Consider the following 24,923-nt stretch of genomic DNA (forward strand, 5'->3'; position numbering starts at 1 on the left):
TATCTCCAATAGGTTTTGACACTAGTGTATTAACTATATTTTTAGTTTATGGCTTAAAGTTTACTCTTCTAAATTTTTATTCTGGCTATATTATTTGGCATTACCAATAGCGCTGGCGTTAGACATAGCTTGTGCGGTATCTAACATACGGTTGGCAAAGCCCCATTCGTTATCACACCAAATAAGCATTTTGACCAAGCGTTTATGACTCACTCGTGTTTGATTGCCATCAACAATACAAGAGTGAGGGTCGTGATTAAAGTCAACGGATACTAAAGGCTCTTCGGTATAGGCTAACACTCCTGCTAGATCAGTGTTGTTATTACTGGCTGATTGAATAGCCTGATTAATATCATTAATCGTAACGTCGGTATCAACACTAATACTTAAATCCATCGCGGTTACGTTGACCGTTGGTACGCGTACGGCAATCGCTTCAAAACGGCCTTTAAATTTAGGCATAATGCGCTCTATACCTGCGGCAAGTTTTGTATCGACAGGAATAATGGATTGACTTGCGGCACGTGCACGGCGTAAGTCACTATGATAAGCGTCAATAACTTGCTGATCGTGCATTGATGAATGTATGGTGGTAATAGTGCCACTGTTGACACCAAAGGCTTCATCAAGGGCTTTTATTACTGGCACTATACAGTTAGTCGTACATGAGCCATTAGAAACAACCTTATCATTAGCGGTTAATGTGTGGTGATTAACACCAAAAATAATGGTGCTATCAACATCATTAGTACCAGGGTGTGAAAACAATACTTGTTTAGCGCCTTGTGCTAGGTGCTCTTTGCCATCGGCTTGTGTTCCGTATTTACCCGTACAGTCAAGTACAATATCAACTTGATGGGCTTGCCAAGGTAACTCGCTCAGGTTGTCTATATGCGTTAACGCAATATCGTCATTATCTATGGTGAGGGTATTATTGTTTTGAGAAACTTTATGAGCAAAACGGCCATGAGCGGTATCGTATTTTAATAAGTGCGCGATACCTTCTGGCTCGGCAAGTTCATTTATAGCCACTAGGGTAAAAGCGTCAGTTTTATTGCTCTCATAAAGTGCTCTTACAACACTGCGGCCAATGCGGCCAAAGCCATTAATGGCGATTCTTATTGTCATTTAGGGATATTTATACTTAAAACTTAAGAAGGTAATAAAAGGAGAGACTATTACGCCTCTCCTCAGTTAGCTATTGTTGAGCCAAGTTATTATGGCTCAACAATAGCTAGTTTGTTGTTAATGGTTACAGTGCATTCACAGTGTTAACAACATTATCAACAGTAAAGCCAAAATGCTCTAGTAATACATTACCTGGAGCTGACTCACCAAAGGTTGTCATGCCAACTACCGCACCACTTAAGCCAACATATTTAGCCCAAAAATCTACATGGGCAGCTTCAATGGCAACACGTTTAGTTACGGCTGCTGGTAAAACGGCTTCTTTGTACTCTTTTGATTGCAGATCAAACACATTAGTGGAAGGCATAGAAACTACACGTACTTGAGTTCCTTGCTCTGTTAATGCTTTAGCTGAGTCAACTGCTAAGCCTACTTCTGAGCCTGTTGCAATTAAAATAACCTCTGGCGTACCTGAGCAGTCTTGTAAAATATAGCCACCTTTGGCTATTTCACTTAGCTGTGCTTGACTGCGAGTCATCGCAGGTAAACCTTGGCGAGAGAAGATTAACGCTGAAGGTGCTTTTTGGTTTTGCACTGCCGCTTTCCAAGCAACAGCTGACTCTGTTGCATCACACGGACGCCATGTTGTTAAGTTTGGCGTAGTACGCAAGTTAGTTAATTGTTCTATAGGCTGATGTGTAGGACCATCTTCACCTTGACCAATAGAGTCATGGGTATAAACAAAAATATTTTGAATACCCATTAATGCTGACATTCTCACTGCGTTACGTGCGTATTCCATGAACATCATGAAAGTTGCGCCGTAGTTAATAAAGCCGCCGTGCAATGAAATACCATTCATAATACCGCTCATACCAAATTCACGTACGCCGTAGAAAATGTAGTTACCGGCAGGGTCTGTTTCTATACCTTTTGAGCCAGACCATAGTGTTAAGTTTGAGCCAGCTAAATCTGCAGAGCCACCAAGCATTTCAGGTAATACGCTACCAAAGGCTTCAATAGCATTTTGTGACGCTTTACGTGACGCTATGTTTTCAGAAGCAGTATGACATTGTTCAATAAATGCGTTGGCTTTTGCTTCAAACTCTTGTGGTAATTCACCTTTAATAACACGGCGTTCGTATTCTGCTGCAAGCTCTGGGTGCGCGGCTTGGTATGCTGAGAACTTTTCAGTCCAGCTAACTTGGCTTGCTTGACCTTTTTCTTTTTGATCCCATTGAGCGTATACGTCACTAGGTACATCAAAAGGTGCATGAGGCCAGTTTAAAAATTCTCGTGTTGCGGCAATCTCATCATCACCTAATGGTGCGCCGTGACAATCGTGAGTACCTGACTTATTTGGTGAGCCAAAACCAATAATTGTTTTACAGCAAATCATGCTTGGCTTATCAGTAACGGCTTGTGCTTGAGCAATGGCGTTGCTGATAGCTTCAGGGTCATGACCGTCAACACTGATCACATGCCAGCCGTATGATTCAAAACGGGCAGGGGTGTTGTCAGTAAACCAACCTTCAACATGGCCATCAATAGAAATGCCGTTGTCATCCCAAAAAGTAATTAACTTGCCTAAGCCTAAAGTACCAGCAAGCGAGCAAACTTCATGTGAAATACCTTCCATTAAACAACCGTCACCTAAGAAGCAATAGGTAAAGTGATCAACAATGTTATGATCTGGGCGGTTAAATTGTGCCGCTAAAGTCTTTTCGGCAATAGCCATACCTACCGCATTAGAAATACCAGCGCCTAAAGGGCCTGTGGTAGTTTCAACACCAGGGGTGTAGCCATATTCAGGGTGACCTGGTGTTTTTGAGTGTAATTGACGGAAGTTTTTTAAATCATCAATAGATAAGTCGTAGCCAGATAAATGCAATAATGAGTAGATAAGCATAGAGCCGTGACCGTTAGAAAGAATAAATCGATCACGATCAACCCAATTAGGATCAGTTGGGTTATGCTTTAAAAAATCACGCCATAACACTTCGGCGATATCGGCCATACCCATAGGGGCTCCAGGGTGACCAGATTTTGCTTTTTGTACAGCATCCATACTCAAAACACGAATGGCATTTGCCAGTTCTTGACGCGACGACATATTTGCTCCAGATTATATTGTGACACAAGGGCTGATTGAACAGCTTGTTTTTTTGAATAATTGAATAGGCATTTTCGCTTAGCTAAGCGAGCAGCGCAAATTTAATTACGTTATTTTTTATATTATTTACATTGTAATTAAGTATTCGGCGAATATAGTGCTAGTATGGCGTGCCAAACACTTTATTAATCAACCTGCAATCAGCTCAGCAACCTATTATTATGCAGCATAATTTACAGCGTTTTTTTATTGTTTCTCTGCTTTACTTTTGTCTTTGTATTAGCGCAATGTTAATTATTAAACCTTTGTCTATTATTAACTTTATTGCACCTGCTGCGGCATTATTTAGCGGTTTAGTTATTATTTGGGGGAGCATTGCTTTTATTGGTATTTTATGTACCACGCCATTTATTGCAGGTTTTTTCTATTATGGTTTAGAGCTCAATCCCACAGTAGCAATCATGTCTATCGCTTTATTAGCGATAACCTTACAAGGTGTGTTAACTAAACAATTAGCATTTAGATTGGTTTATCAAGCCAAGTGGCTGAAATCAAGGCGTTTACTTTTAATTTTTTTATTACGTATTGGTCCTTTAGCCAGTTTAATTTCAGCAACAGCAGTATTAATTGTTTCAATACTAGATAACCAAACCATACAAGGAACATTTCTATATACCTTTGTTTCTAGCTGGGTTACCAGCATGTTGTTTGCTGTATTTTTTATCCCACTTTTGCTGCTGAGCAAAGAGAAAACACTTTTTAATATTCGTAAACGCTTCTTTGTAACTCTAACTTCTATATTAGGTGCAAGTGCCATTTTTACGTTGTTTATAACCTCGCAAAATGAACAACAAAGCTACCGGCTTGATAAGTTCGTTCAAACTAAACAAGAAATAACACAAGATATAGTGCAAGAAATTGATAATGTCGTCATGCAGGTTGAAAGTATGTCGGCATTATTTTATGCAAGTGAACATGTTGAGTCAGATGAGTTTATGTTGTTTAGTGAGCGAATATTTTCGCATAGTGATAGTGTTATTGCTTTAAAGTGGGCTCCTTTAGTTCACAGAAATATGAAAACAGAGTTCGAGCACTTTGCATCCAAAGAGCTGCAAAAGACCTATAATATTAAGGAAATGCCCGATACGTTGAAAAGTAATGCGCCTTCGTTAAAGTCTATCTACGCGCCGTTACTCTACATTTATCCTAAAAGTGATGCGCAGTTATTAGGGGTTGATGTTTATGGTATGTTTCAAAAGTCACTATTAACGTCTTCACAAGCCTCAGGTATCTTTGCTAGTGAGCCTTCATTAGTAGAGCAAGATAACTTTGCTAAACCTAGTATTTTCTTTAGTACCGCAGTACCTCACCTGACTCCCGTCGCGCTGAACCGTTACGGTAATTCAAAGCCTCAGCCAGCACTTTTGAGTCAAATGCAAGGCTTTGTCGTGGCAGTGGTACAATTTGAATCTTTTTTTGATTCGTTAACTAAAAAGTACAACCCAAAAATTTCTATTAATATAGAAGATATTAGTGGCAACACACCTTATTTGATATATGGCCAAGGCGTTAGTGGCATTAATCGGCATATCGACTTTAGTGAAATATCAGTACACTCTAGGCAATGGCGAATTAGTATTAGTGAATATAAGCCATGGCTTATACAAGAAATGAATGCCCATACTTGGTATGTTTTGTTGGGGGGGGCAATAGGAGCATTACTTTTTCAATTATTAGTACTCATTACCGTGGCTTACTCGAGTGAACTAAATCAGCAGGTCGAATTAAAAACTCGTGCGTTGAGGCTTGATAAAAGTAAGTTCGAAAAACGGAGTATCGCTAAAACATACTTTTTAGAAGCGTTTAATGATGAGTTGCGCATGCCACTACAGGTGATTAAAACCTTTGTTGAACAATTGAAACAACGAGGGATTAATAATAAGCAAGTATCGGGTATTTATCATGCCAGTAATACCATTGGACAATTATTGAATACCATGGCTGACCTTTCTGAAATAGAGCTAGGAAAAGTGAGTGTTAAACACGATACGTTTGATTTATATGGTTTATTAAATAGAGAAGAGTTGATACTTAAAGGCGAAAAGCTGAATGAAAATAAAACGATTTATTTTTTAATTGATAGTGAAGTGCCACACTTTATTAATAGCGATGAGTTACGTATTCAAAAATTACTTGGTCTACTGATTAAAAGCGCTCAACAATTGTTCGGTGAAACACCGCTGCGGTTAGCGGTAAAGTTACACCAGCACAAAATGGATAGTGCGACACTCTTTTTTATTTTTTCAAATCAAGGTGATGTTTTTACACCGTATAGCAGAGAACAATTTAATATTGCAACAAGTAAGGACCTTGGCTCTTACAGTACATCAATGGCAATTATCAAAGAAGTTTGTCAATTATTACACGGTAATGTCAATGTTGGCTTTTTAGCTTCAGGTGACGGTGTACTAAGTGCTTCGGTAAAAGTTTCAATAACAACACTAGAGCAACAAAAAGCTCATCAAGCAAAATACTTTGATGAAAATCGGTAGTCAATGCGCTTAACTTAACTTGATTACTTTGATTTTTACGTTAAGTAGTTTAAAGAGTAATGCGGGGAAAGCGGAAGTATTTATAATTTCCTTATATAATCACTTGAAAAACAGTCATTAATCGTTTAAGTTTTAATCGCTTTGCAAGAAGTATAATAATTAAGCAATAAGTATACAATAAAGGTAAATAATGAAGAAGCCATCCTCTCGAGGCTGTAAGCTGTCTTCGGTTATTTTAGCTGTATTGATAATGACCGTGTCAGCGATACTAAGTAATGCTTCAGTAGCAGACAACATGGATGTAGAAATAACGCAATCGAGTAAATAGCGTGTGTATACGCTATCATTGCACAAGGAAATTCAAGCTTCGACTTACCCGTAAATGTAGTGTCGGAGCTTTACCTCATAAGTATTCAGCACAATAAGCCTTTATATAAGTGCACTTTTAAGAGAAGACAATACAACTGCTTCATTAACTCAGCAGGATAGAGTGTCTCCCTCCTAAGGAGAAAGTCGCAGGTTCGACTCCTGCATGAAGCGCCAACTCCCTTCTTGTTTTTATGCCCGTGAGGTTATTTTAATACCTGACCGCAAAGTCATTAATTTGAATATTGCCAAATAGGCTGTTATCTGGAGTGTGTGCTATAGCCGTGCCTCGGGTGAGCTGAGTTACTTTTACTTTATAAGGACTGATATTGAAGCCGGAATAGCGTTTTCCCTCATTACTGTTAAAGTCTTTAGCATGTAATAATGTAAATTCATCACCAATTTTCACGCCATGATCTCGGCCTAAGTTAAAAGTAATTTTATTACCATTCACTTGTAATATTTTACCTTTGCTAGGCTCACACATAACATTCTCGTCAATATCTTTGGTGACTTGAGTCAACATATTATTAATCATGGAGCCATATTCACTCTGCCAAAAAATAATGCTATTAACATCAATAGTTTTGCGCTTAGTAAAAGACCAGATTGCCGTATCTTGATAATCTTTCTGCCACACTAAATCACCACTAAAGCCACTATAAAGATAAAAGCTTAATGATAGGGTTCTAGGATAAATTCCTTGCTGCCAAAACTGCCATGAGTTTGTCGCTTGATCTTCAAAAGAAAGATCATTAATTTCGCTAAATAAAATATACTGGCTATCAGTTGAGCCACCTAAAGAGCGTACAAGGTCCTTTATCCGTTCACCTTCTAAACTATTATTTAATCGAGAGAATTCAGTTTTACTGTTAAAAATACTACGACTGTAAGTGAAATTACTATCGGCCGTTAAGTGCTTTTCTAACTTTTTTATAATTGCGGTATCAATAGGATAAATTTTGCCGATATTAGCCTGTTCGCGATTCACTAAGTGACTTTTAGTCAACAACAATGACTTTTTAAAGTTAACGGCGAAGCACTTTTTTTCTTGTGGAAATATATCGGCACGAATAGTCACGGTAATTAAATTGCCAGAATGTAACTCATCAACAAGTTCAATAGCATTAACACTACCACTCGCACGAATACTTATTTGATCTTGTGTTAAGAGACCATTAATCACTTGTTGAACGCTCGATACACTAGCTCCTGCAACTAATAGTGCTTTTTTTAACGCATTTTCAACAGCTTTATTACGTGCTACAGCAATGTCATCATCGTCAATCGAGGCGTGACCTTGAGTTTCATACCACTGGCTTGAAGCTGAGGTGCTGGTAAAAGTCAGCGATAATAGAAGGCTTGCTATAATAAAAGAGTAAAACCAATGGCGCATAATGATATATCTCGTCGAGGTTAATTAGTGTAACGCTATTATTTTAAACCATGCATTTATTATGCCTAATAAAATTTGTCGTTATTAAGTTGTCTGTGTTGGCTTGAAATATGCATTTATTTCTATTATTGGTTTTATATTGAATTATTTCTAACGTAATAAGCTATAAATGATTACGTTTTAAAAGGGGAATACCATGAAAAAATGGCTAATACCATTATTTATACCTGCACTGTTTTCATGTGGAGTAACATCGAATGATGATTTTTATCAAAAAAATCATGTCGATAAGGCCGAAATAGATAGCTTTAACTTACCTCGGCACGCCATTAATGATGTGGTTAAGGGCTTGGCTTATCAAATGTTAGAAAGTAGCAGCTTTGTTAATGCTAAAACACCTGTTGCAGTAACTTCCTTTGTTAAACTTGATGATTTAGAAACAACAAATTGGTTAGGGAACCAACTAGCTGAAAGCTTTGTGCATGAGTTACAACGCCATGGCTTAGTAGTGATTGATTTTAAAACCACAGGCCATATTAGAGTCACAAAAGAAGGTGACTACGTCTTTAGTCGCGACTGGAAAGAGTTACCTGAGCGCCAGATAATTGACTACGTGGTTGCTGGTACTATGGTAGAGCAAGAAAACGGTATTTTAGTCAATGCTCGCATGATAGGTATTCAATCTAAAGTGGTTGTTGCTACAGCCCAGTCATTTATCCCACAGTGGGTTTTAGGCGATGAAATGAACCCAAACGAAAAAGTTAAAATGGTCGATGGCATGATTATTCGCAGTGACAATATGCTCATTAATGAGCAACGTGCAGTGAGTATTCAAGAATAACAGTATCTGACTTAATTTCGGGTGCAAGTTAGGGCTATGAAAGTTAAGTAAAATAGAGATAGGAAGTAGTGATAATGAATATTAAACAAGTAACCAGAGCTGTCTTTATCAGTACCACGCTTTTTTTGAGTTTAGCCTGCTCTAGTATTTATGATAAGCATGTACAGTGGCAGTCAGTAAAACCTGAGAGTTTTCCTGTTTTAAATGCGGTAGGCTATGCGCCAATTAGTTTGCAGCAGTCATCACATGAGACGCAGCGTATGCTAATGGCAATAAAGGCTTCTAAAATTGCGGCTTATGCAGAGTTAGCTGAGCAAGTTTACGGGCAAAAAATTGAAGGGCAAACAACAATGGCTGATTTGTTGATCAACGACAGTCAATTAAAGTCTTCGGTTCAAGGTGTTATTCGCGGAGCTAAAGTAGTTAAAAGCTACCCTGTTGGAGACACATACGCGACCGAGTTACAATTAGACTTTGAAGACGTTTATAAAATATACGAAGTAAATAACCCTCGCCAAGAAGTCAAAGAAGTGTCTTACTTTTAACGACGATTTAGCTTTTTAATATCTTTATCTTGGTCGTAAGATAAAGATATTACTTAAGGTTTAAGCTTTTAGGCTTTTAAACCAATACTACTTAATCCAGCACTTTTCTTACCTTTACTATCATAAGTAATCGCGCTTTTATTGTGCTTTTCTAATAAACTTGTTTTCATTCGTTCAACTGCAAGTTGCGATTGTTGAATGATTTGACCATTAACTTGGTTTTGTTGTTGGCAGCGTTCTAACGTTACCGTGATCTCTGCAAGTACAGAGTCTAACTTACCAGCAGCTTTATCTGTGGTGAAATCTGGGTGTTGTACAATGCTTTGATCGAGTGTTTGAATATCGAGGAGAAATTGGTTTTTCTCTTGGCTTACTTGTAATAGCTCATCAGGCTGGTGTTTTTGTAGTATTTCTTTTTCTTTGGCAATAACTTGTTCAAGCAACAGCAACTGCTGATACTGTTGTGTGAGTAATTCTAATAAATTGGGCATATGCAAGCCTATTAATGTTAGCTATATTATTGCGTTTATCATTAAACGTTGACTCGTGAAAATCAAGTTAAATTAGTTCAAACTCAAATTTAGCAATACTTGCAGCAAGCTTTTCTGGATCAACTTTATATTCTCCAGAGCTAATGGCTTTTTTCAACTCATCAATCTTTTTTTGATCAACAGCTGGTCCATCACTCGCTTTTTTCTGCATCTCATGCAGTTGTTTTGCTTGTGGAGTAATTGAAACTGAATCTTGATTAGGTGATTTCGGTTGAGCATTACTCGTTGCTACCTGCGCAGATTGTTGTTTAACTTGTGCTTGTTTATTTTGGGTAACTTGGTTGTTGTTACTCAAGTTGTTGATATTTATAGCCATAACAGTATCCTTTGGCAATTGTGTGGTAATCGTGTATTTGCTTATACAGGTATTATCGACAAATCAGCAAATAACTTTAGTAAAATTATAGGTTAATTACTACCGTGTTAATAGCTTTAACTGTGGCGGTAATTATTTTATTAGAACGACTATTTCTGACTTGAATTTGCTCTTGGTTATTACCTGAACTTAAAGCCTCACCTCGAGCTTTTATGCTGAAATTTTTACCTGATGCAATAATAGTTACTATATCCCCTTCACAAACTAAACAAATATTGCGAGGGTTAAAGGCTCTTCCTTTAGCAATACGTTTTTCAGCTTTTGCTCCTATAACTAGTGCCTCGTTATTTACGATAGCTCCTCTGATTTTTGTCGCTGAGAGGTAAACCTTTTCAATATGATCTGCTGTGATAACACTACCTTTACCAATTGTTTTTTTGGCGACAATAACAGGGAGGGTAACTTCTACTTTTGCAGGTAAATAAATATTCCAGGGGGTTGAATCATCACAACTTATTTTAACATTTACGTTTCTACCTGAGCTATTTTCAGGTATATTCGCTTCAAGTGGTATTTGGCACGTTTGTACCTTAATTCTAGGATCAATCGAGGCGACGGTGATTGATACTTTCTCGTTATCTTCGGCGGGATAATATGCTTCTAAGGCGCTTTTAGCTAACTCCTCAATATAAGCATGGTCATAGGATGTAGCGAAAGATTTCGCTAAAGCGAATTGTCCAAATAATAAAATGTAGAAAAAAAGTTTCATATAACTCATATATTTTGTTATCTACCTATAGGTAAATGTGAATTGTCGTCTATGCTTAATTTAAGTTATTAGTATGAAAGACAATAAGAACAAGTGTCAATAATCAGACGCTTAATGGCGTTTTTTGTATTATTAACTGTATACTTCAAGAAATATGCCTTTGTGCAGTAATACTGATGATATACATTAATTAAGTTGTTCATGCTTTCTAAGCAATACTAAAAATACAGTGCAGATTTAAATGAGGTTTTTATGGCAGGTATACTAGATTCAGTTAACCAACGAACACAGCTTGTTGGTGAGAATAGACTCGAACTTTTACTTTTTAAACTAATAGGTAGACAGCGTTTTGGTATCAATGTTTTTAAAGTACGTGAAGTCATGCCATGTCCTAGATTAACAATGCTACCTCAGCAAGACTCTTTTATTAAAGGTGTTGCTCATATACGTGGTCAAACTATTTCGGTTATTGATTTAAGTAAATCTACCGGTGGCCCTGCTATTGAGCAAACAGACGAAAGTTTTATTATTATTGCTGAATATAATCGTAGTGTACAAGGTTTCCTTGTAGCGGGGGTTGAACGAATTGTTACTTTAAGTTGGGCTGATGTGATGCCGCCGCCTGAAGGGGCTGGTAAATCAAGTTACTTAACTGCGGTGACTGAAATTGACAATGAAATGGTGTCAATTTTAGATGTAGAGAAAATACTCAACGAGATTAGTCCTGTTTCTACCGATGTCAGTGAGGATATCATTGATACAAGTGTCGGGGAGAGCATTGGTGAAAAATTAGTGATGATTGCTGATGATTCCACTGTTGCTCGAAATCAAGTTAAGCGAGCTTTAGAGCCTTTGGGTATTAATATGATTTTGGCTAAAAATGGTCGGGATGCGTTAGATCAACTTAAAGCAATAGAAGCAACCTGTGAAAATAGTATTACTGAAAAAGTCGCTTTAATGATCTCTGATATAGAAATGCCTGAAATGGATGGCTATACCTTAACGGCTGAAGTGAAAGGAAATGAACGTATGGCTAAAATGCCCATTATTTTACATACTTCATTAAGTGGTGTTTTTAACAATGCCATGGTTGAGAAAGTAGGAGCTGAAGACTTTATTCCTAAATTTCATCCAGATGAACTTGCTACCGCCGTTAAAAAATGGTTGAAACTTGATAGTTAACCTGAACTCGGTTTAAGAGATATTTAACGAATTGAAATATAAAAAATTATTTTTCTGAATCTCTAGCTTGATAGTTTTTCTTCTTTTCATATGATAAGCAAGGTAAATTTCGCGTCAATAGGGAGCTATTGCAAGTAAATTTAACGAAGAAGTTAGGAAAAGTAGCAGCTAGATAAACATTTGTTAAGCCGAGCTCAGGTTCGTTAGTTATAAATAGGTAAAGTATCGCGTCATTTGTTACGCTTAAATTGAGCTATAAAATATAGCGATAAGTAGGAATTAATAGTGCCAGAAAAACAACTTGATGAAAGAAGTTATAATCAATTTAGAGCTTTTTTAGAGCAACAGTGTGGAATTGTACTAGGTGAAAGTAAGCAGTACTTAGTGAAAAGCCGTTTAGCTCCTCTTATGGCAAAATTTGGTCTTAGTTCTTTAAGTGAATTAGTAACGCGAACGTTAGCGCCAACAGAACGGCAACTTCGTGCCGCAGTTATTGATGCGATGACAACTAACGAAACCTTATGGTTTCGAGATGACTACCCGTTTAAATTATTAAAAGATAAGCTATTGCCCGAATTTGCAGACCGAAGAACACCTGTTAAAATATGGTCTGCGGCAAGTTCATCAGGACAAGAGCCATATTCTATTGCGATGTCTGTACTCGAATATCAACAAAAAAATCCTGGCGCGTTTCCTCGTGGTGTACAAGTTATTGGTACGGATATCTCTAGTACTATGCTTGAACATTGTAAATATGGCCATTACGACAACTTAGCCTTAGCAAGGGGGTTGTCAGCAGAGCGTAAAAAGCAATTTTTTGAAGCGGGTGATAATGGCATGCTGAAAGTGAAAGATCATGTCAAAAAAATGGTGAGTTTTAGACCCTTAAACTTACTTAATAGCTATAGTTTGATGGGAAGGTTTGATATTGTTTTTTGTCGCAATGTGCTCATTTACTTCTCACCTGAAATTAAAGCGCAGATCATTAGTCAAATACATGGCGTATTGAATAATGACGGTTATTTGTTTTTAGGTGCCTCAGAGTCTTTATCAGGACTTAATCAGAACTTTTCTATGTTACGTTGCAATCCTGGTATTGTTTATCAAAAGCAACAGTAATGTGAATAGGGTACAAATTGTACCCTATTTATCAAACATCTATTTTTATTTAGCTACTTGAATCGCGCTCTTCTGAGTTAAGCTTTATTGCTGCATCACTGACCTATACATATTGTTTTTTATATACTTGTTTAGTTCTCGCTACCTTCTCCCCCCTGGTTACAATTTAGTTTTTAACCCTGAATAATAAATCAAGCACTACTAATTAACCTGAACTCGGTTTAAGAGATATTTAACAAATTGAAATATCAGCAAAAATTACTTTTATGAATCGCTAGCTTGGTAGTTTTTCTTCTTTTCATATGATAAGCAAGGCAAATTTCGCGTCAATAGCTAGCCTATTGCAAGTAAGTTTAACGAAGAAGTTAGGAAAAGTAGCTGCTAGAGAAACATTTTCTAAGCCGATCTCAGGTTAATTAAGTGACTCAATTGAGCACTTATAACGATAACCTGTATTGTTAACCACCCATCATTTTATAACTACGATTGAGAGCATAACCTTATTTTATTCACTTGTGGCATAATAATTGAATGTTTTATGAGTAATGTAAAATAGAAGGTGAGGCTGTTATGGCTATAGGTTTTGATAAGGGTTTTGAACTTCACTCTCAAGGGATGTTTATTCGTTCTCAGCGAGCTGAAGTTATTGCAAGTAATATTGCCAATGCAGACACGCCTGGTTATAAAGCTAAAGGTCTTGATTTTCAACAAGCTCTTGCTCAAGCCTCACAAAAGCAAAAAATGAGTATGTCTCGTACTAATGAAAAGCATTTTGACGTTCGTAGTGAGCTTAACAGTAGTGCTCAATATAGAGTACCGAATCAGCCAGATACTGGTGATGGGAATACGGTTGATGTACAAGTGGAACGAAACTTGTATCTTAAAAACTCAATAGAGTATCAAGCGAGCGTGCAGTTTCTTAATGGTAAAGTTAAATCATTGAAAAAAGTAATTAGCGGAGGGCAGTAATTATGAGTCTTTTTAACGTATTTGATATCACAGGCAGCGGCATGAGTGCGCAGTCTGTTCGTCTTAATACTACGGCGAGTAATATAGCAAATGCCGACAGTGTTAGTAGTAGTGCAGGTGAAACTTACCGTGCAAGGCACCCTGTTTTTGCCGCCGCAATGCAAAAAGCTGCCGCTGGGCAAAGTTCGGCTGACGGCAGTGGTGTTGGTGTTGATGTGTTAGGCATTGTCGAGAGTGATAAACCCTTAAATGTTGAGTATGCACCAGCTCACCCTATGGCCGATAAAGACGGTTATATTTATAAGCCTAATGTTAATGTGATTGAAGAAATGACTAATATGATTTCAGCATCACGCTCGTATCAAACCAATGTCCAATTGGCTGAGTCAGCAAAGAATATGTTGAATAAAACCTTAACGCTTGGTCAAAGGTAATAAAGCTTTGGCCAGTGAATGACTTAAATTACATAGTGAATACTGCGTCACGTTTATATTCAGTCACTGCAGTTGCTTAGAAAGATATTGAATCCAAGGCTGCAGCTTGGCAAGTAATTAAAAAGGTGGAAAGGAAATGCAATCAATAAGTGGTACTAACCCATATACAGCTTTAACCTTAGATGAAAAGCAAGAAAAAATAAGAGATAGCTTAGCTAAACAAGATATTAAAGAGTCTGATGGCAAGCAAGGCATGTTAACACAAGCTGATTTCTTTGCTTTATTGACGCAAGAGCTGGCTAACCAAGACCCAACTAAGCCTGTTGATAATAATGAAATGATCTCACAGATGACATCATTCTCAACCACTGATGGCATTAGTAATCTTAATAATAAGTTTGAAGCGTTTGCGACATCTATGAATTCTAGTCAAGCGCTACAAGCCTCGTCATTGGTTGGTCGTAGTGTTTTAGTTGACGATAATATTTTTGGTATGGGAGCAGGCGAAGAAGTCAAAGGTAAGCTTGTAACTGATAGTGCCGCAAGTAAAGTTACCATTTATGTTGAAAATACTAAAGGTGAGGTTGTTCAAACGGTACCTGTAGGCGATGTTAAGAAAGGTGAGTTTGGCTTTACATGGAATGGTCAAACATCGAGTGGTGAAGATGCAGCTACTGGCGCTTATCGTTTTAGAGTCGTTGGCTTAGTAGAAGGCAAGGCCTCAGAGTTACAAACGATGACCTACCGGAAAGTTGATAGTGTTACGCTTTCTGGGGCTGGTGGTAACATTATGCTTAACCTTAATGGTGGTACACAAATGGCATTAGTAGATGTTGTTGAAGTATCAGAAGCATAAGCACTGCACTTGGTTTTGCATGAGAGAAAAGAAATTTTAAAGAGGGTTAAATTATGTCATTTAATATCGCACTAAGCGGGTTAAACGCTGCACAGAAAGATCTTGATGTTACATCAAATAATATTGCCAACGTAAATACGGTTGGTTTTAAAGAGTCCCGTGCTGAATTTGTTGATGTTTATGCATCATCATTACTAGCCGCTGGCAAAACTAAAGTGGGCGATGGTGTTTTGACATCTGATGTTGCGCAACAGTTTTCTCAAGGTAGTATTCAGTTCACCACCAATGCGCTCGACTTGGCTATTACAGGTAACGGGTTCTTTGCCACAGTCCCTGAGTTAGGCTCTTTAGAAACCTCTTATACGCGCGCAGGTCAATTTAAACTAAATTCGGATAACTTTGTTGTAAACTCAGGTGGTGGGCACTTATTAGGTTTTCCTGTGGGTACAGACGGCAGTTCTGAGTCAGTTAGTTTAAGTACCGCAACGCCTATTCGTATACCTACCTCATCAGGGGCGCCAACAGCGTCAAGTGAAGTTGATATTCGTATGAACTTACCGGCAGGCGATGTACCGCCAGCCAATCCGGTATTTGATCCTACCGATCCGCTAACCTTTAATAATTCAACATCAGTCACTATTTTTGATTCATTAGGCGATAGCCATATTATGACTTACTATTTTGTCAAGTCAGCCGCAAATGAGTGGAACATGTTTACTGCTGTTGACGAACAAATGGTTGATATCCCTGTTGCAGCCCAAAACCCAGCAGCCCCTGTGCTAACTCAACCTACAGGGGCCGGTGTTACGGGAGCTGTTTTAATGTTTGATACTAGTGGTGACTTTATCGCCCAAAAACCAGGCACTATACAAACAGCTCAATTCGGCGCTGGTATTTTAAGTAACGGCGCAGATCCTACTCAGCAAATGATCATTGACTTTAATTTAGATACTAATGGACCTAATCCAAATGAACCAACGCAATTTGCGTCTAACTTTGAAGTTACCGCTTTAAAACAAGATGGTTTGGCGGTTGGACGCTTAACAGGCATTGACATTGATACTGATGGCTTGGTGAGAGCAACATATAGTAATGGTACTTCAGAGCCATTGTCACGTATCGTTTTGGTTAACTTTGCCAATGAGCAAGGCCTAACCCAAATCGGCGGTACTAACTGGAAAGAAAGTATTGTTTCTGGTGAGGCGTTAGCCGGGGAAGGTGGCTCAGGTACTTTTGGTACTATTAACTCCTCAGCACTAGAACAATCTAACGTTAACTTAACCACAGAGTTAATTGATTTAATTTCAGCGCAACGTAACTTCCAAGCGAACTCGCGTTCATTAGAAGTGGATAACCAATTAAATCAGACCATATTGCAAATTAGATAGTAACTTCATATTAATCCTCTTTAAATATCATCAAAGCGAGCTTGACATAAGGCTCGCTTTTTTATTTGTACGCTAGTTACTCCCTCGTAAAAAAACACTCAATCGTGAATAGTGTCTATCTTCTGGCATTGTAATTGCATTTATTAGGTATAACCTTTTTTTTGAGAAGTTCATCATGGATAAGTTGCTTTATATCGCCATGAGCGGTGCTAAACAAAATATGAATGCCTTGGCAGTTAATGCTAATAATTTAGCCAATGCCAAAACCACTGGCTTTAAAGCTGACTTAGCCCAAGCGCGCAGTATGCAAGCTTATGGTGAAGGTATGGCAACACGAGTATTCTCTATGACAGAACGTGCTAGCCAAAATTTTGACTCTGGCGCATTACTTACTACAGGACGCTCACTTGATATAGCCATTGGTGGTGAGGGTTTTTTTGCTGTTCAAGGTAAAGATGGTCAAGAAGCTTATACCCGTGGTGGTCATTTACGTGTCACCGAAACAGGTGCTTTAGAGACAAATGATGGTGAATTAGTAATTGGTGAGGCTGGACCAATATTCTTACCGTTACCGGTAAATAATATTCAAATAAGTCGTGACGGTACCATCATGGTTCAACCAGAAGGTGCGCCAAGTACAGTTCAAGAAGAGGTTGCACGTATTAAATTGGTAAACCCCGATGTGCGTTTAATTGATAAAGGTAATGATGGTTTATTTCGGGCAAAAGATGGCCAAGTGCTGCAGGCTGATATTAATGTGCAAGTACAAGGCGGAGCTTTAGAGTCAAGTAATGTTAACCCCGTAAACGAAATGACAGAAATGATTGCCTTGCAACGTCAATTTGAAATGCAATTAAAAATGATGAAAACAGCAGAAGAAAATGACAGCAGCGCATCTTCCTTATTAAGAGCGTTCTAGTTAATTTTTGAGTGAACAATATTTTGCTATGTCGGTTGGTATAACCGCTGAAGCTAATAATTTATAGAGGTGATTTATGAACCCAGCATTATGGATAAGTAAAACAGGTTTAGATGCGCAAACGAAAGATATTGCGGTAATTTCTAACAACTTAGCTAACGCAAGCACTGTCGGGTTTAAAAAGAGCCGAGCCGTATTTGAAGATTTACTGTATCAAAACATTAACCAACCCGGCGGACGTAGTGCACAAGACACTGAAATGCCTTCAGGCTTAATGTTAGGGGCGGGTACTAAAGTTGTTGCTACTCAAAAAATTCATACTCAAGGTGACATGCTTACTACAGATAACTCGCTTGATCTTATGATTCAGGGGGAAGGTTTCTTTGAAATATTAATGCCTGATGGTAGCTCAGCGTATAGCCGCAATGGTCAGTTTACGATGGACGAAGAAGGCAACATGGTTACTCCAGGAGCTGGGTATTTACTACAGCCGCAAGTAACTATACCTGAAGATGCTCGCAGTATTATTGTTTCCCAAGATGGTGAAGTATCCGTGATGTTACAAGGGCAGGCAGAGCCAGCTGTTGTTGGACAAATTAACCTGATTAACTTTGTTAATCCAAGCGGTTTAGAGCCAATAGGACAAAATTTATATACTGAAACTGCCGTCAGTGGTGCTCCTCAAGAAGGTGTTCCCGGTTTAGAAGGTTACGGTATGTTAGTACAAGGTGCGTTAGAAACATCGAATGTTAATACCACCGAAGAGTTAGTAAACCTTATTGAAAGTCAACGTGTTTATGAAATGAACTCAAAGGTTATTTCTGCAGTTGACCAAATGCTAAGTTATATCAATCAGCAATTGTAGTTACTTGAATTATTTAGCTGTATTTAGTTTTTAGAAAGTTGGAGGCAATGATGAAAAACATCGTCAATGTAATATCGTTAAGTTTACTTATTATGCTCACAGGTTGTAGCAACACCGTTGAGCTCAGTAAAGCTTTACCAGATGACCCAGATTTTGCGCCAATTTTACCCGAGGAAGAAGAGTCTCGTATTGTCCCTTCAGGCTCTTTATTTAAGCCTAATTATGTCAATAATATTTACTCAGACTCTAAAGCACACCGTGTTGGCGATATTATTTCGGTGATTTTGAGTGAAAATACTCAAGCGAAAAAAAATGCTAAAACCGAACTTAAAAAAGATAATGAATACAACCTAAATGCTGTTACAGGCTTAGGTGGTGCTCCGGTGACTATCAACGGCAAGTCACTAGAATTTGGCTTGTCACAAGACTCTAATTTCAAGGGTGACTCTAAAGCAGACCAAGGAAATAGTTTAAGCGGCAATATTTCAGTGCATGTGCTGCGAGTTCTGCCTAACGGTAATTTAATGATTCGTGGCGAAAAATGGATGACCCTTAATAACGGTGATGAATATATTCGCTTAACGGGTATTATTCGCTCTAAAGACATTAATTCTAATAATACTATTTTATCGAATAAAGTCGCGAATGCACGTATTCAATATGCTGGTACTGGCACCTTTGCAGACGTCAATGAACAAGGTTGGTTAACGTCGTTTTTTAACAGTTCTTGGTGGCCACTATAACTCAATGCTAATTCATTGAGAGGTATTTTATTATGAAAGCAATTCTTAACCTTATATTGATAGGTGTGGCGTTAAATACTTTTTCTGTTCACGCCCAGCGCATTAAAGATTTAGCCGATGTTGCTGGTGTACGCTCTAACCAATTAATTGGTTATGGCTTAGTGGTCGGTTTACCTGGTACAGGTGAACAAAGTCCTTTTACAGAACAAAGCTTTAAAACCATGTTAAGTAATTTTGGTATCACTATGCCAGAAAACCTTAAACCAAAAATTAAGAATGTTGCCGCGGTAGCGGTACACGCTGAACTTAATGCTTTTGCCAAACCAGGGCAAACTATTGATGTTACTGTGTCAAGTATGGGTAGCGCGCAAAGCTTACGTGGCGGTACTTTATTACAAACCATCTTAATGGGTCTAGACGGTAATGCTTATGCTGTAGCACAAGGTAGCTTAGTGGTTAGTGGTTTAGGTGCTCAAGGGCTTGATGGCTCGCAGGTATTAGTGAATATACCAACAGTTGGCCGTATCGCTAACGGGGCAATTGTTGAACGTGAAGTTAAATCACCATTTTCTTCAGGTGACCATATTACCTTTAACTTAAAAAATTCAGACTTTACTACCGCAAAACGCTTATCAGACACTATTAATGAACTTATTGCTGGTTCAGCACAAGCACTTGATGCAACGTCGGTACGTGTTAGTGCTCCACGTGATATTAGTGACCGTGTTAGCTTTTTATCTGTAATTGAAAATTTAGAATTTGAGCCGGCCTCACCGGCAGCAAAAATTATTGTTAACTCTCGAACAGGCACTATTGTTATAGGGTCAGAAGTTAAGCTTTTAGCTGCAGCAATTACTCACGGCGGTATTACCGTTACTATTAATGAAGTACAAAACGTGAGTCAACCTAATGCTTTTGCAGAAGGGGAAACTGTCGTCACTAATGAATCAGCCGTGAATGTTAGTAACTCAGATGCTCGCATGTTTGTTTTCAATCCCGGTGTAACTTTAGATACCTTAGTACGCGCTATTAATGAAGTAGGTGCAGGCCCTGGCGATGTTATGGCAATTCTAGAAGCATTAGATCAAGCCGGTGCCATTCGAGGCGAGTTGATTGTTATTTAACAGTTATCGTTTATTTAATGATTTTCGATGAACGGTTCAATAAATTAATTAAGCAGAAATTATGGATATTAAATCAAATTTAACACATAACTTTGACCAAGCGAGAAACTCGCTTGAGCTTAATGGTTTAAATAGCATCCGTCAGCAATCACGTGAAGGAAGTGAAGAAGCCAAAGACGGGGCGCTGAAAGAAGCCGCCCAACAATTTGAAGCTATTTTCATGAAAATGCTGTTATCGAGCATGCGTAAAGCGCAAGATGTTTTAGAATCAGATAGCCCATTCAACTCACAATCAACCAAGTTTTACCGCGATATGCACGACCAACAAATGGCCGTAGAGCTATCATCTAATGGATCGCTAGGGTTAACAGACTTAATTGTTCGACAATTAGGTGGTGATAGCGGTAACTTCAAGCCAAGCTCTGTATTACGTAATGACGGTAATTTAGCTGCTACGGATGATGTCAGCCTAAACCATGTTAGCCTAAATCATGTTAATAACACAGACGACACCACAGGTAAAACATCAGCAGGTAAACGCAATACCTTAATTGAAAATATGCTCGCAAGAAGTAATCAACTAAATGAGCAAATACAACCTGAGATTGATATTCCATTTGCGGGTAACTATAACGGTAATAACTATGCTCAAAGTGCTGTTATGGGGCAGTTTAATCAAAAAACTGTTAATAAAAGTAGTCGCTCAGAAAGCGTCAATAGTTTAACGCCAGACACAGGAACAACATTTAATGAGCCAAAAGATTTTGTTAGTGCCTTAACTGAGCCAGCTAAAAAAGTACAACAACAGCTTGGCGTACCTTTTGAAGTTGTTATTGCGCAAGCAGCACTTGAAACAGGCTGGGGACAAAAAATAATAAAACAGTCAGATGGGACTAGCTCAAATAATTTGTTTAATATAAAAGCAGATAACCGCTGGGGTGGCGATAAAGTAACGAAAGACACTTTAGAGTTTGAACAAGGGGCAATGGTGAAAAAATCCGAGCCTTTTAGAACTTATTCATCAATGCACGACAGCGTCAACGACTATATAAACTTCCTTTCAAATAGTGATAGATATCAAGACGCATTACAAAACTCCGGTAATGTGGAACACTTCCTGCATGGGTTACAGAAAGCCGGTTATGCGACGGATCCTCAATATGCCAATAAAATTTTAGGCACATTGAAAAAAGTCACAAACCTTTTAGCAAAGTAACCATATTTTTACGCAGCCATATAGGTTAGCGCAAGATCAAAGAACTAATAATTCAATATAAGTTACAGGATCAAAAGAGATCTATAGCGCTTATTGTTGAGGTTATCGTTCAGGAGTGTAAATTATGTCAGTAAGTTTGTACCAATCAGGTGTAAGTGGCTTACTAGCTTCTCAACAGCAGCTGGCAACTACCGGCCATAACATTGCCAATGTTAATACCGAAGGGTTTAACCGTCAAAGAGCCGAGCAAAATGCAACCTTAGGCTTTCAAAGTGGCGGTAACTTTATTGGTACTGGTACATATATTGATAATATAGCACGCCTCTACGATCAATTTTCACACAAAGAACAATTATTAAATCAGAGTAACTTAGGTCAGGCTGACTCACTTAACGGCAAGTTAAGCCAGTTAGATCGCTTAATGAGCCACTCTGGTGAAGCGGTGATGGGCTCTATTAATCAACTGTACCAGTCAATTAATGGTGTAGTAGATAACCCAAGTGATGCAGGTTTACGTAGTATTGTGTTAAACCAAGCTAGCGTGCTTAGTAGCAACTTCAATGACTTATCTAATGAATTTAATAACATGACCAAAGCTGTTAATGGCGAAATAGATCAAGTTGTTAATAAAATATCTGAGATATCGGTGGAGCTAGCAAAAACGAATGAAGCAATTTTATATTCCCAAAATTTGAAAGAAACAGGGCAAGCAAACGACTTATTAGATAAGCGTGACCAACTTATTGGCGAACTGAGCCAATATACCAGCGTTAACACTATTGAAGATCAACACGGTGTAATGACCGTTATGATTGGTCAGGGCGTGACATTAGTCGCGGGTATTACACCGTTAACTATGCAGGTTAATGCAGGAGATCCCGATCCACTTAAAACAGAGTTACGTTTAGTTGGGCCTAATGGCTCAGTTGCCATGTCTGAACAAAAACTTGGAGGCTCTTTAGGTGCTAGTTTTGAATTTAGAGATGAGCACTTAAGCCAAACGAAAAAAGATATTGATCGCTTGGCTATGGCGATCTCTTCAACATTAAATACAAACCAAGCGAGTGGTTTAGATCTTAATGGTATTCAGGGGGCTAATATGTTCTCTGATATTAATACCCTGCAGTTACAACAAGGTAGGGTTTCATCGCCATCAACCAATACAGGTAACTTAGCAGCACAAGTCAATATTACTGATATCTCATTATTACCAGCGGCCGAATTTGAAGTTCGTTATGACGGTACTAATTATATTATGACTAATATGAGTAACGGTAATACTGAGAACTTAGGTGCGCCAGGCTCAGGTACATATACGCCATCATCACCTGATTATGGTTTTGAGTTTATTGAAACCAGTGGTGCTCCCGTTGCTGGTGACGTACTAACTCTACAGCCAACTAAAGATGGTGCTGCATTATTTAAAACAATACTTAATGATGGCAGTGCAATTGCAGCAAGCTCTGCTGTGAATGTAACCCCATCAACTAACAATGTGAGTGACGGCAAAGTTGCTATAACCAATGTTACCGATCCTGCAGCAGCACGTACTTTTGCTAGCACCACTAATCAAGGCTTATTAGTTGATGTATACGAGTCTAGCCCTGGTACTTTTTCATACCGTGTTTATGATGGTGACCCTAATACACCACCACCAACACCACCCTCAGTTGTTGGTGCAATAACATCAGGTACGTTTTTAGCGGGAAATTCTGTGGTGATAGATATGCCACCAGCCCCAGCAACAGCTGCATTTCAGTTTGAAATATCAGGACAGCCTGTAGGGCAAGGTGTACTTGCTCCTGAAAAATACACTATTGGTGATGCCTTCGGTATTGGTAATGGCGGCAATGCGTTGTCAATGGCTAAAACACAAACAGAAAAAGTGATTAATGGCGGTACAGAAAGCTTTAGTCAGAATTTAGCTGTATCTACGGCAACGGTAGGCTCAAAAGCCAGCAATGCTGAACTTGTCTCTGACACAGCTCAAGCATTATATAACCAAGCTTATAACCGTAACCAATCAATATCAGGGGTTAACCTTGATGAAGAGGCGGCTAACTTATTGAAGTTTCAACAAGCCTATCAAGCATCTTCGCAAATTATTTCAGTCGCCAATACGCTTTTTGACACAATTTTAGCAGCAGTAAGATAAGGAATTATTTATGCGAGTTTCTACCTCTCAGTTTTATCTTCAAAGTGCGCAAAATATGGCGGCGAGAAATACTGATGTTCATAAGCAAGCTACTTATATTGATAGCGGCAAAAGAGTACTTACTGCAAAAGATGATGCGGTTTCTTATAGTAGCTTAGCTGGCTATAAAGAAGGTATTAATCAAATTTCACAGTACACTCGTAATATTACGTTAAGTACAGGCAGCAACCAACAAACTGAAACGGCTTTTGAGGTAACCCAAGATGTATTACTAAATGTAAAGTCGCGCTTTATACAGGCAAATAATGGCTCATTGTCTGACGATGATAGGCAGTCGCTTGCCACACAGATGAAACAATACTTAGAACAAGTTCTCGATATTGCTAATAGCAAAGATGAAACCGGAGGTTTTATTTTTTCTGGGCACCAAATTGATAAACAACCGTTTGCACTGCAAGCAGATAGAAGTGTTATTTATCAAGGTGATAGTGGTATAAATCAACTGGCTATTAGCAATAGTGTTGTCGTTAATATGAATCAGTCAGGTGATGAAGCCTTTGTTAAAATAGCTAATGCTGTAGGTGATTTTTCTCCTGAATATAATACTAATAACGGTAGCGCAACCGTAACGCGTGCGGTTGTTGCCGATAGAGGCTCTTATGATGTTGCTACATTTCCCCCTGGTTACACTTTAGATTTTACTGATGCGGATAATAATGGCCAACTTGAAGTTGTAGTAACAGATTCAGCGGCAAACCCGGTAAGTACCATAGACCCTTTTGTTCCAGGGCAACCTTTTACCTTCAATGGTGTAGAAGTCACTATTGAGGGAACACCTGAGGTTGGCGACCAATTTGGCTTAGGTGAAGATGAAGATGTTAGTATTTTTGAAACCTTAAAAGCGGCAATTGAGTGGTTAGAAACTGACAGTACAGCGGCAAATACTAGCCAACATCAAATAGACTACGGTCACATCTTAAGTCAAATTAATAGCGCTGCAAGTCATATATCAGCCCAACAAGGCATTATGGGGGTTAACTTACAGTTAATTGTTTCTCAAGAGAGCCAGCATCTTGATACTAATCTTTCGTTAGAAAAAGGTCGTTCGTCCATTGAAGATCTTGATTTTTATCAAGCAGCAACCACCCTTGAACAATCGAAAGTTGCCCTAGAGGCCGCTCAGCTAACATTCTCTAAGATTCAGGGCTTATCTTTACTTAATTATATTTAACCATTAATGACCAACTTTAAAATTATTTTTTTAAAGTTGGTATCTTAATTGCTTTAGTAATAATCAGTGACGATATGTAAAGCACTAAAAAACCATGCAGTTTGCTTGACTATATCTTTTTTAACCATTTAACACTCAAGGGGTA

23 protein-coding genes and 1 tRNA gene are annotated in these 24,923 nt (G+C 38.4%); 18 read left to right on the plus strand and 6 right to left on the minus strand.

Features of this window, described 5'->3' with window-relative positions:
• Window positions 1-90 precede the first annotated feature (90 nt).
• A complete protein-coding gene (epd, locus tag ABD005_RS06895) occupies window positions 91-1,128 on the minus strand; it encodes an erythrose-4-phosphate dehydrogenase (protein ID WP_215978524.1) in 1,038 nt (345 codons plus the stop codon).
• 124 nt (window positions 1,129-1,252) lie between these two features.
• On the minus strand, window positions 1,253-3,241 hold the full coding sequence (gene tkt / locus ABD005_RS06900; protein ID WP_343816555.1) for a transketolase: 1,989 nt from the start codon (window positions 3,239-3,241) through the stop codon (window positions 1,253-1,255).
• Window positions 3,242-3,411: 170 nt separating this feature from the next.
• On the opposite strand from tkt, the gene ABD005_RS06905 reads away from it, so the two are divergent.
• The 3 genes from ABD005_RS06905 to ABD005_RS06915 all read left to right on the plus strand — a co-directional run bounded on the left by ABD005_RS06905 (window position 3,412) and on the right by ABD005_RS06915 (window position 6,336).
• The gene (locus tag ABD005_RS06905) at window positions 3,412-5,793 is read left to right on the plus strand and encodes a CHASE domain-containing protein (protein WP_343816557.1); all 2,382 of its coding nucleotides are present in this window, start codon (window positions 3,412-3,414) and stop codon (window positions 5,791-5,793) included.
• Window positions 5,794-5,983: 190 nt separating this feature from the next.
• A complete protein-coding gene (locus ABD005_RS06910; RefSeq protein ID WP_215978521.1) occupies window positions 5,984-6,121 on the plus strand; it encodes a hypothetical protein in 138 nt (45 codons plus the stop codon).
• Between the two features lie 138 nt (window positions 6,122-6,259).
• Window positions 6,260-6,336 (plus strand) — tRNA-Arg (locus ABD005_RS06915).
• A gap of 34 nt (window positions 6,337-6,370) precedes the next feature.
• On the opposite strand, the gene ABD005_RS06920 is transcribed toward ABD005_RS06915, so the two are convergent.
• The gene (locus tag ABD005_RS06920; protein WP_343816559.1) at window positions 6,371-7,555 is read right to left on the minus strand and encodes a flagellar assembly protein T N-terminal domain-containing protein; all 1,185 of its coding nucleotides are present in this window, start codon (window positions 7,553-7,555) and stop codon (window positions 6,371-6,373) included.
• 196 nt (window positions 7,556-7,751) lie between these two features.
• Here ABD005_RS06920 and ABD005_RS06925 point away from each other — a divergent pair, with 196 nt between their 5' ends.
• Together ABD005_RS06925 and ABD005_RS06930 are read left to right on the plus strand one after the other, a co-directional pair.
• Entirely contained in the window at window positions 7,752-8,396 is a 645-nt protein-coding gene (locus ABD005_RS06925) for a FlgO family outer membrane protein (protein ID WP_215978519.1), read from the plus strand.
• A gap of 74 nt (window positions 8,397-8,470) precedes the next feature.
• Window positions 8,471-8,941, plus strand: a complete 471-nt coding sequence (locus ABD005_RS06930) for an LPP20 family lipoprotein (RefSeq protein ID WP_343816561.1) — start codon at window positions 8,471-8,473, stop codon at window positions 8,939-8,941.
• Between the two features lie 68 nt (window positions 8,942-9,009).
• Here ABD005_RS06930 and flgN read toward each other — a convergent pair whose 3' ends face one another.
• From flgN to flgA, 3 genes are all read right to left on the minus strand, one after another.
• Window positions 9,010-9,432: a flagellar export chaperone FlgN gene (gene flgN, locus ABD005_RS06935; protein ID WP_343816563.1), complete on the minus strand. Its 423-nt coding sequence runs from the start codon at window positions 9,430-9,432 to the stop codon at window positions 9,010-9,012.
• A 67-nt stretch (window positions 9,433-9,499) separates the two neighbouring features.
• Window positions 9,500-9,808, minus strand: a complete 309-nt coding sequence (flgM, locus tag ABD005_RS06940) for a flagellar biosynthesis anti-sigma factor FlgM (protein ID WP_343816565.1) — start codon at window positions 9,806-9,808, stop codon at window positions 9,500-9,502.
• A gap of 85 nt (window positions 9,809-9,893) precedes the next feature.
• Window positions 9,894-10,577, minus strand: coding sequence for a flagellar basal body P-ring formation chaperone FlgA (gene flgA / locus ABD005_RS06945; RefSeq protein WP_343816567.1), 684 nt, complete (start codon window positions 10,575-10,577; stop codon window positions 9,894-9,896).
• 252 nt (window positions 10,578-10,829) lie between these two features.
• Here flgA and ABD005_RS06950 point away from each other — a divergent pair, with 252 nt between their 5' ends.
• The 13 genes from ABD005_RS06950 to flgL all read left to right on the plus strand — a co-directional run bounded on the left by ABD005_RS06950 (window position 10,830) and on the right by flgL (window position 24,778).
• Window positions 10,830-11,759 (plus strand): chemotaxis protein, encoded by a 930-nt coding sequence (locus ABD005_RS06950; protein ID WP_215978514.1) that lies wholly within the window; start codon window positions 10,830-10,832, stop codon window positions 11,757-11,759.
• A gap of 285 nt (window positions 11,760-12,044) precedes the next feature.
• Window positions 12,045-12,878 (plus strand): CheR family methyltransferase, encoded by an 834-nt coding sequence (locus ABD005_RS06955; protein ID WP_215978513.1) that lies wholly within the window; start codon window positions 12,045-12,047, stop codon window positions 12,876-12,878.
• Between the two features lie 570 nt (window positions 12,879-13,448).
• Window positions 13,449-13,847, plus strand: a complete 399-nt coding sequence (gene flgB / locus ABD005_RS06960) for a flagellar basal body rod protein FlgB (protein ID WP_343816570.1) — start codon at window positions 13,449-13,451, stop codon at window positions 13,845-13,847.
• Window positions 13,848-13,849: 2 nt separating this feature from the next.
• Complete coding sequence (gene flgC / locus ABD005_RS06965) at window positions 13,850-14,281, plus strand: flagellar basal body rod protein FlgC (RefSeq protein ID WP_215981525.1); 432 nt, start codon at window positions 13,850-13,852, stop codon at window positions 14,279-14,281.
• Between the two features lie 136 nt (window positions 14,282-14,417).
• The gene (locus tag ABD005_RS06970) at window positions 14,418-15,137 is read left to right on the plus strand and encodes a flagellar hook assembly protein FlgD (RefSeq protein ID WP_343816573.1); all 720 of its coding nucleotides are present in this window, start codon (window positions 14,418-14,420) and stop codon (window positions 15,135-15,137) included.
• A 53-nt stretch (window positions 15,138-15,190) separates the two neighbouring features.
• Window positions 15,191-16,525, plus strand: coding sequence for a flagellar hook protein FlgE (gene flgE / locus ABD005_RS06975; RefSeq protein WP_215981523.1), 1,335 nt, complete (start codon window positions 15,191-15,193; stop codon window positions 16,523-16,525).
• Between the two features lie 175 nt (window positions 16,526-16,700).
• Complete coding sequence (gene flgF / locus ABD005_RS06980; protein ID WP_343816576.1) at window positions 16,701-17,444, plus strand: flagellar basal-body rod protein FlgF; 744 nt, start codon at window positions 16,701-16,703, stop codon at window positions 17,442-17,444.
• A 76-nt stretch (window positions 17,445-17,520) separates the two neighbouring features.
• Window positions 17,521-18,309: a flagellar basal-body rod protein FlgG gene (gene flgG, locus ABD005_RS06985; RefSeq protein ID WP_343816578.1), complete on the plus strand. Its 789-nt coding sequence runs from the start codon at window positions 17,521-17,523 to the stop codon at window positions 18,307-18,309.
• A gap of 50 nt (window positions 18,310-18,359) precedes the next feature.
• Entirely contained in the window at window positions 18,360-19,052 is a 693-nt protein-coding gene (flgH, locus tag ABD005_RS06990; protein WP_343816793.1) for a flagellar basal body L-ring protein FlgH, read from the plus strand.
• A 32-nt stretch (window positions 19,053-19,084) separates the two neighbouring features.
• Entirely contained in the window at window positions 19,085-20,176 is a 1,092-nt protein-coding gene (locus ABD005_RS06995) for a flagellar basal body P-ring protein FlgI (protein WP_343816580.1), read from the plus strand.
• 61 nt (window positions 20,177-20,237) lie between these two features.
• The gene (gene flgJ / locus ABD005_RS07000; RefSeq protein ID WP_343816581.1) at window positions 20,238-21,392 is read left to right on the plus strand and encodes a flagellar assembly peptidoglycan hydrolase FlgJ; all 1,155 of its coding nucleotides are present in this window, start codon (window positions 20,238-20,240) and stop codon (window positions 21,390-21,392) included.
• A gap of 124 nt (window positions 21,393-21,516) precedes the next feature.
• Complete coding sequence (gene flgK / locus ABD005_RS07005) at window positions 21,517-23,547, plus strand: flagellar hook-associated protein FlgK (RefSeq protein ID WP_343816583.1); 2,031 nt, start codon at window positions 21,517-21,519, stop codon at window positions 23,545-23,547.
• A 10-nt stretch (window positions 23,548-23,557) separates the two neighbouring features.
• Window positions 23,558-24,778, plus strand: a complete 1,221-nt coding sequence (gene flgL / locus ABD005_RS07010; protein ID WP_343816585.1) for a flagellar hook-associated protein FlgL — start codon at window positions 23,558-23,560, stop codon at window positions 24,776-24,778.
• The last annotated feature ends 145 nt before the right edge of the window (window positions 24,779-24,923 follow it).

Origin of the sequence: Colwellia asteriadis, assembly GCF_039523295.1 — a bacterium.
GTDB classification, from domain to species: Bacteria; Pseudomonadota; Gammaproteobacteria; order Enterobacterales; family Alteromonadaceae; genus Colwellia; species Colwellia asteriadis.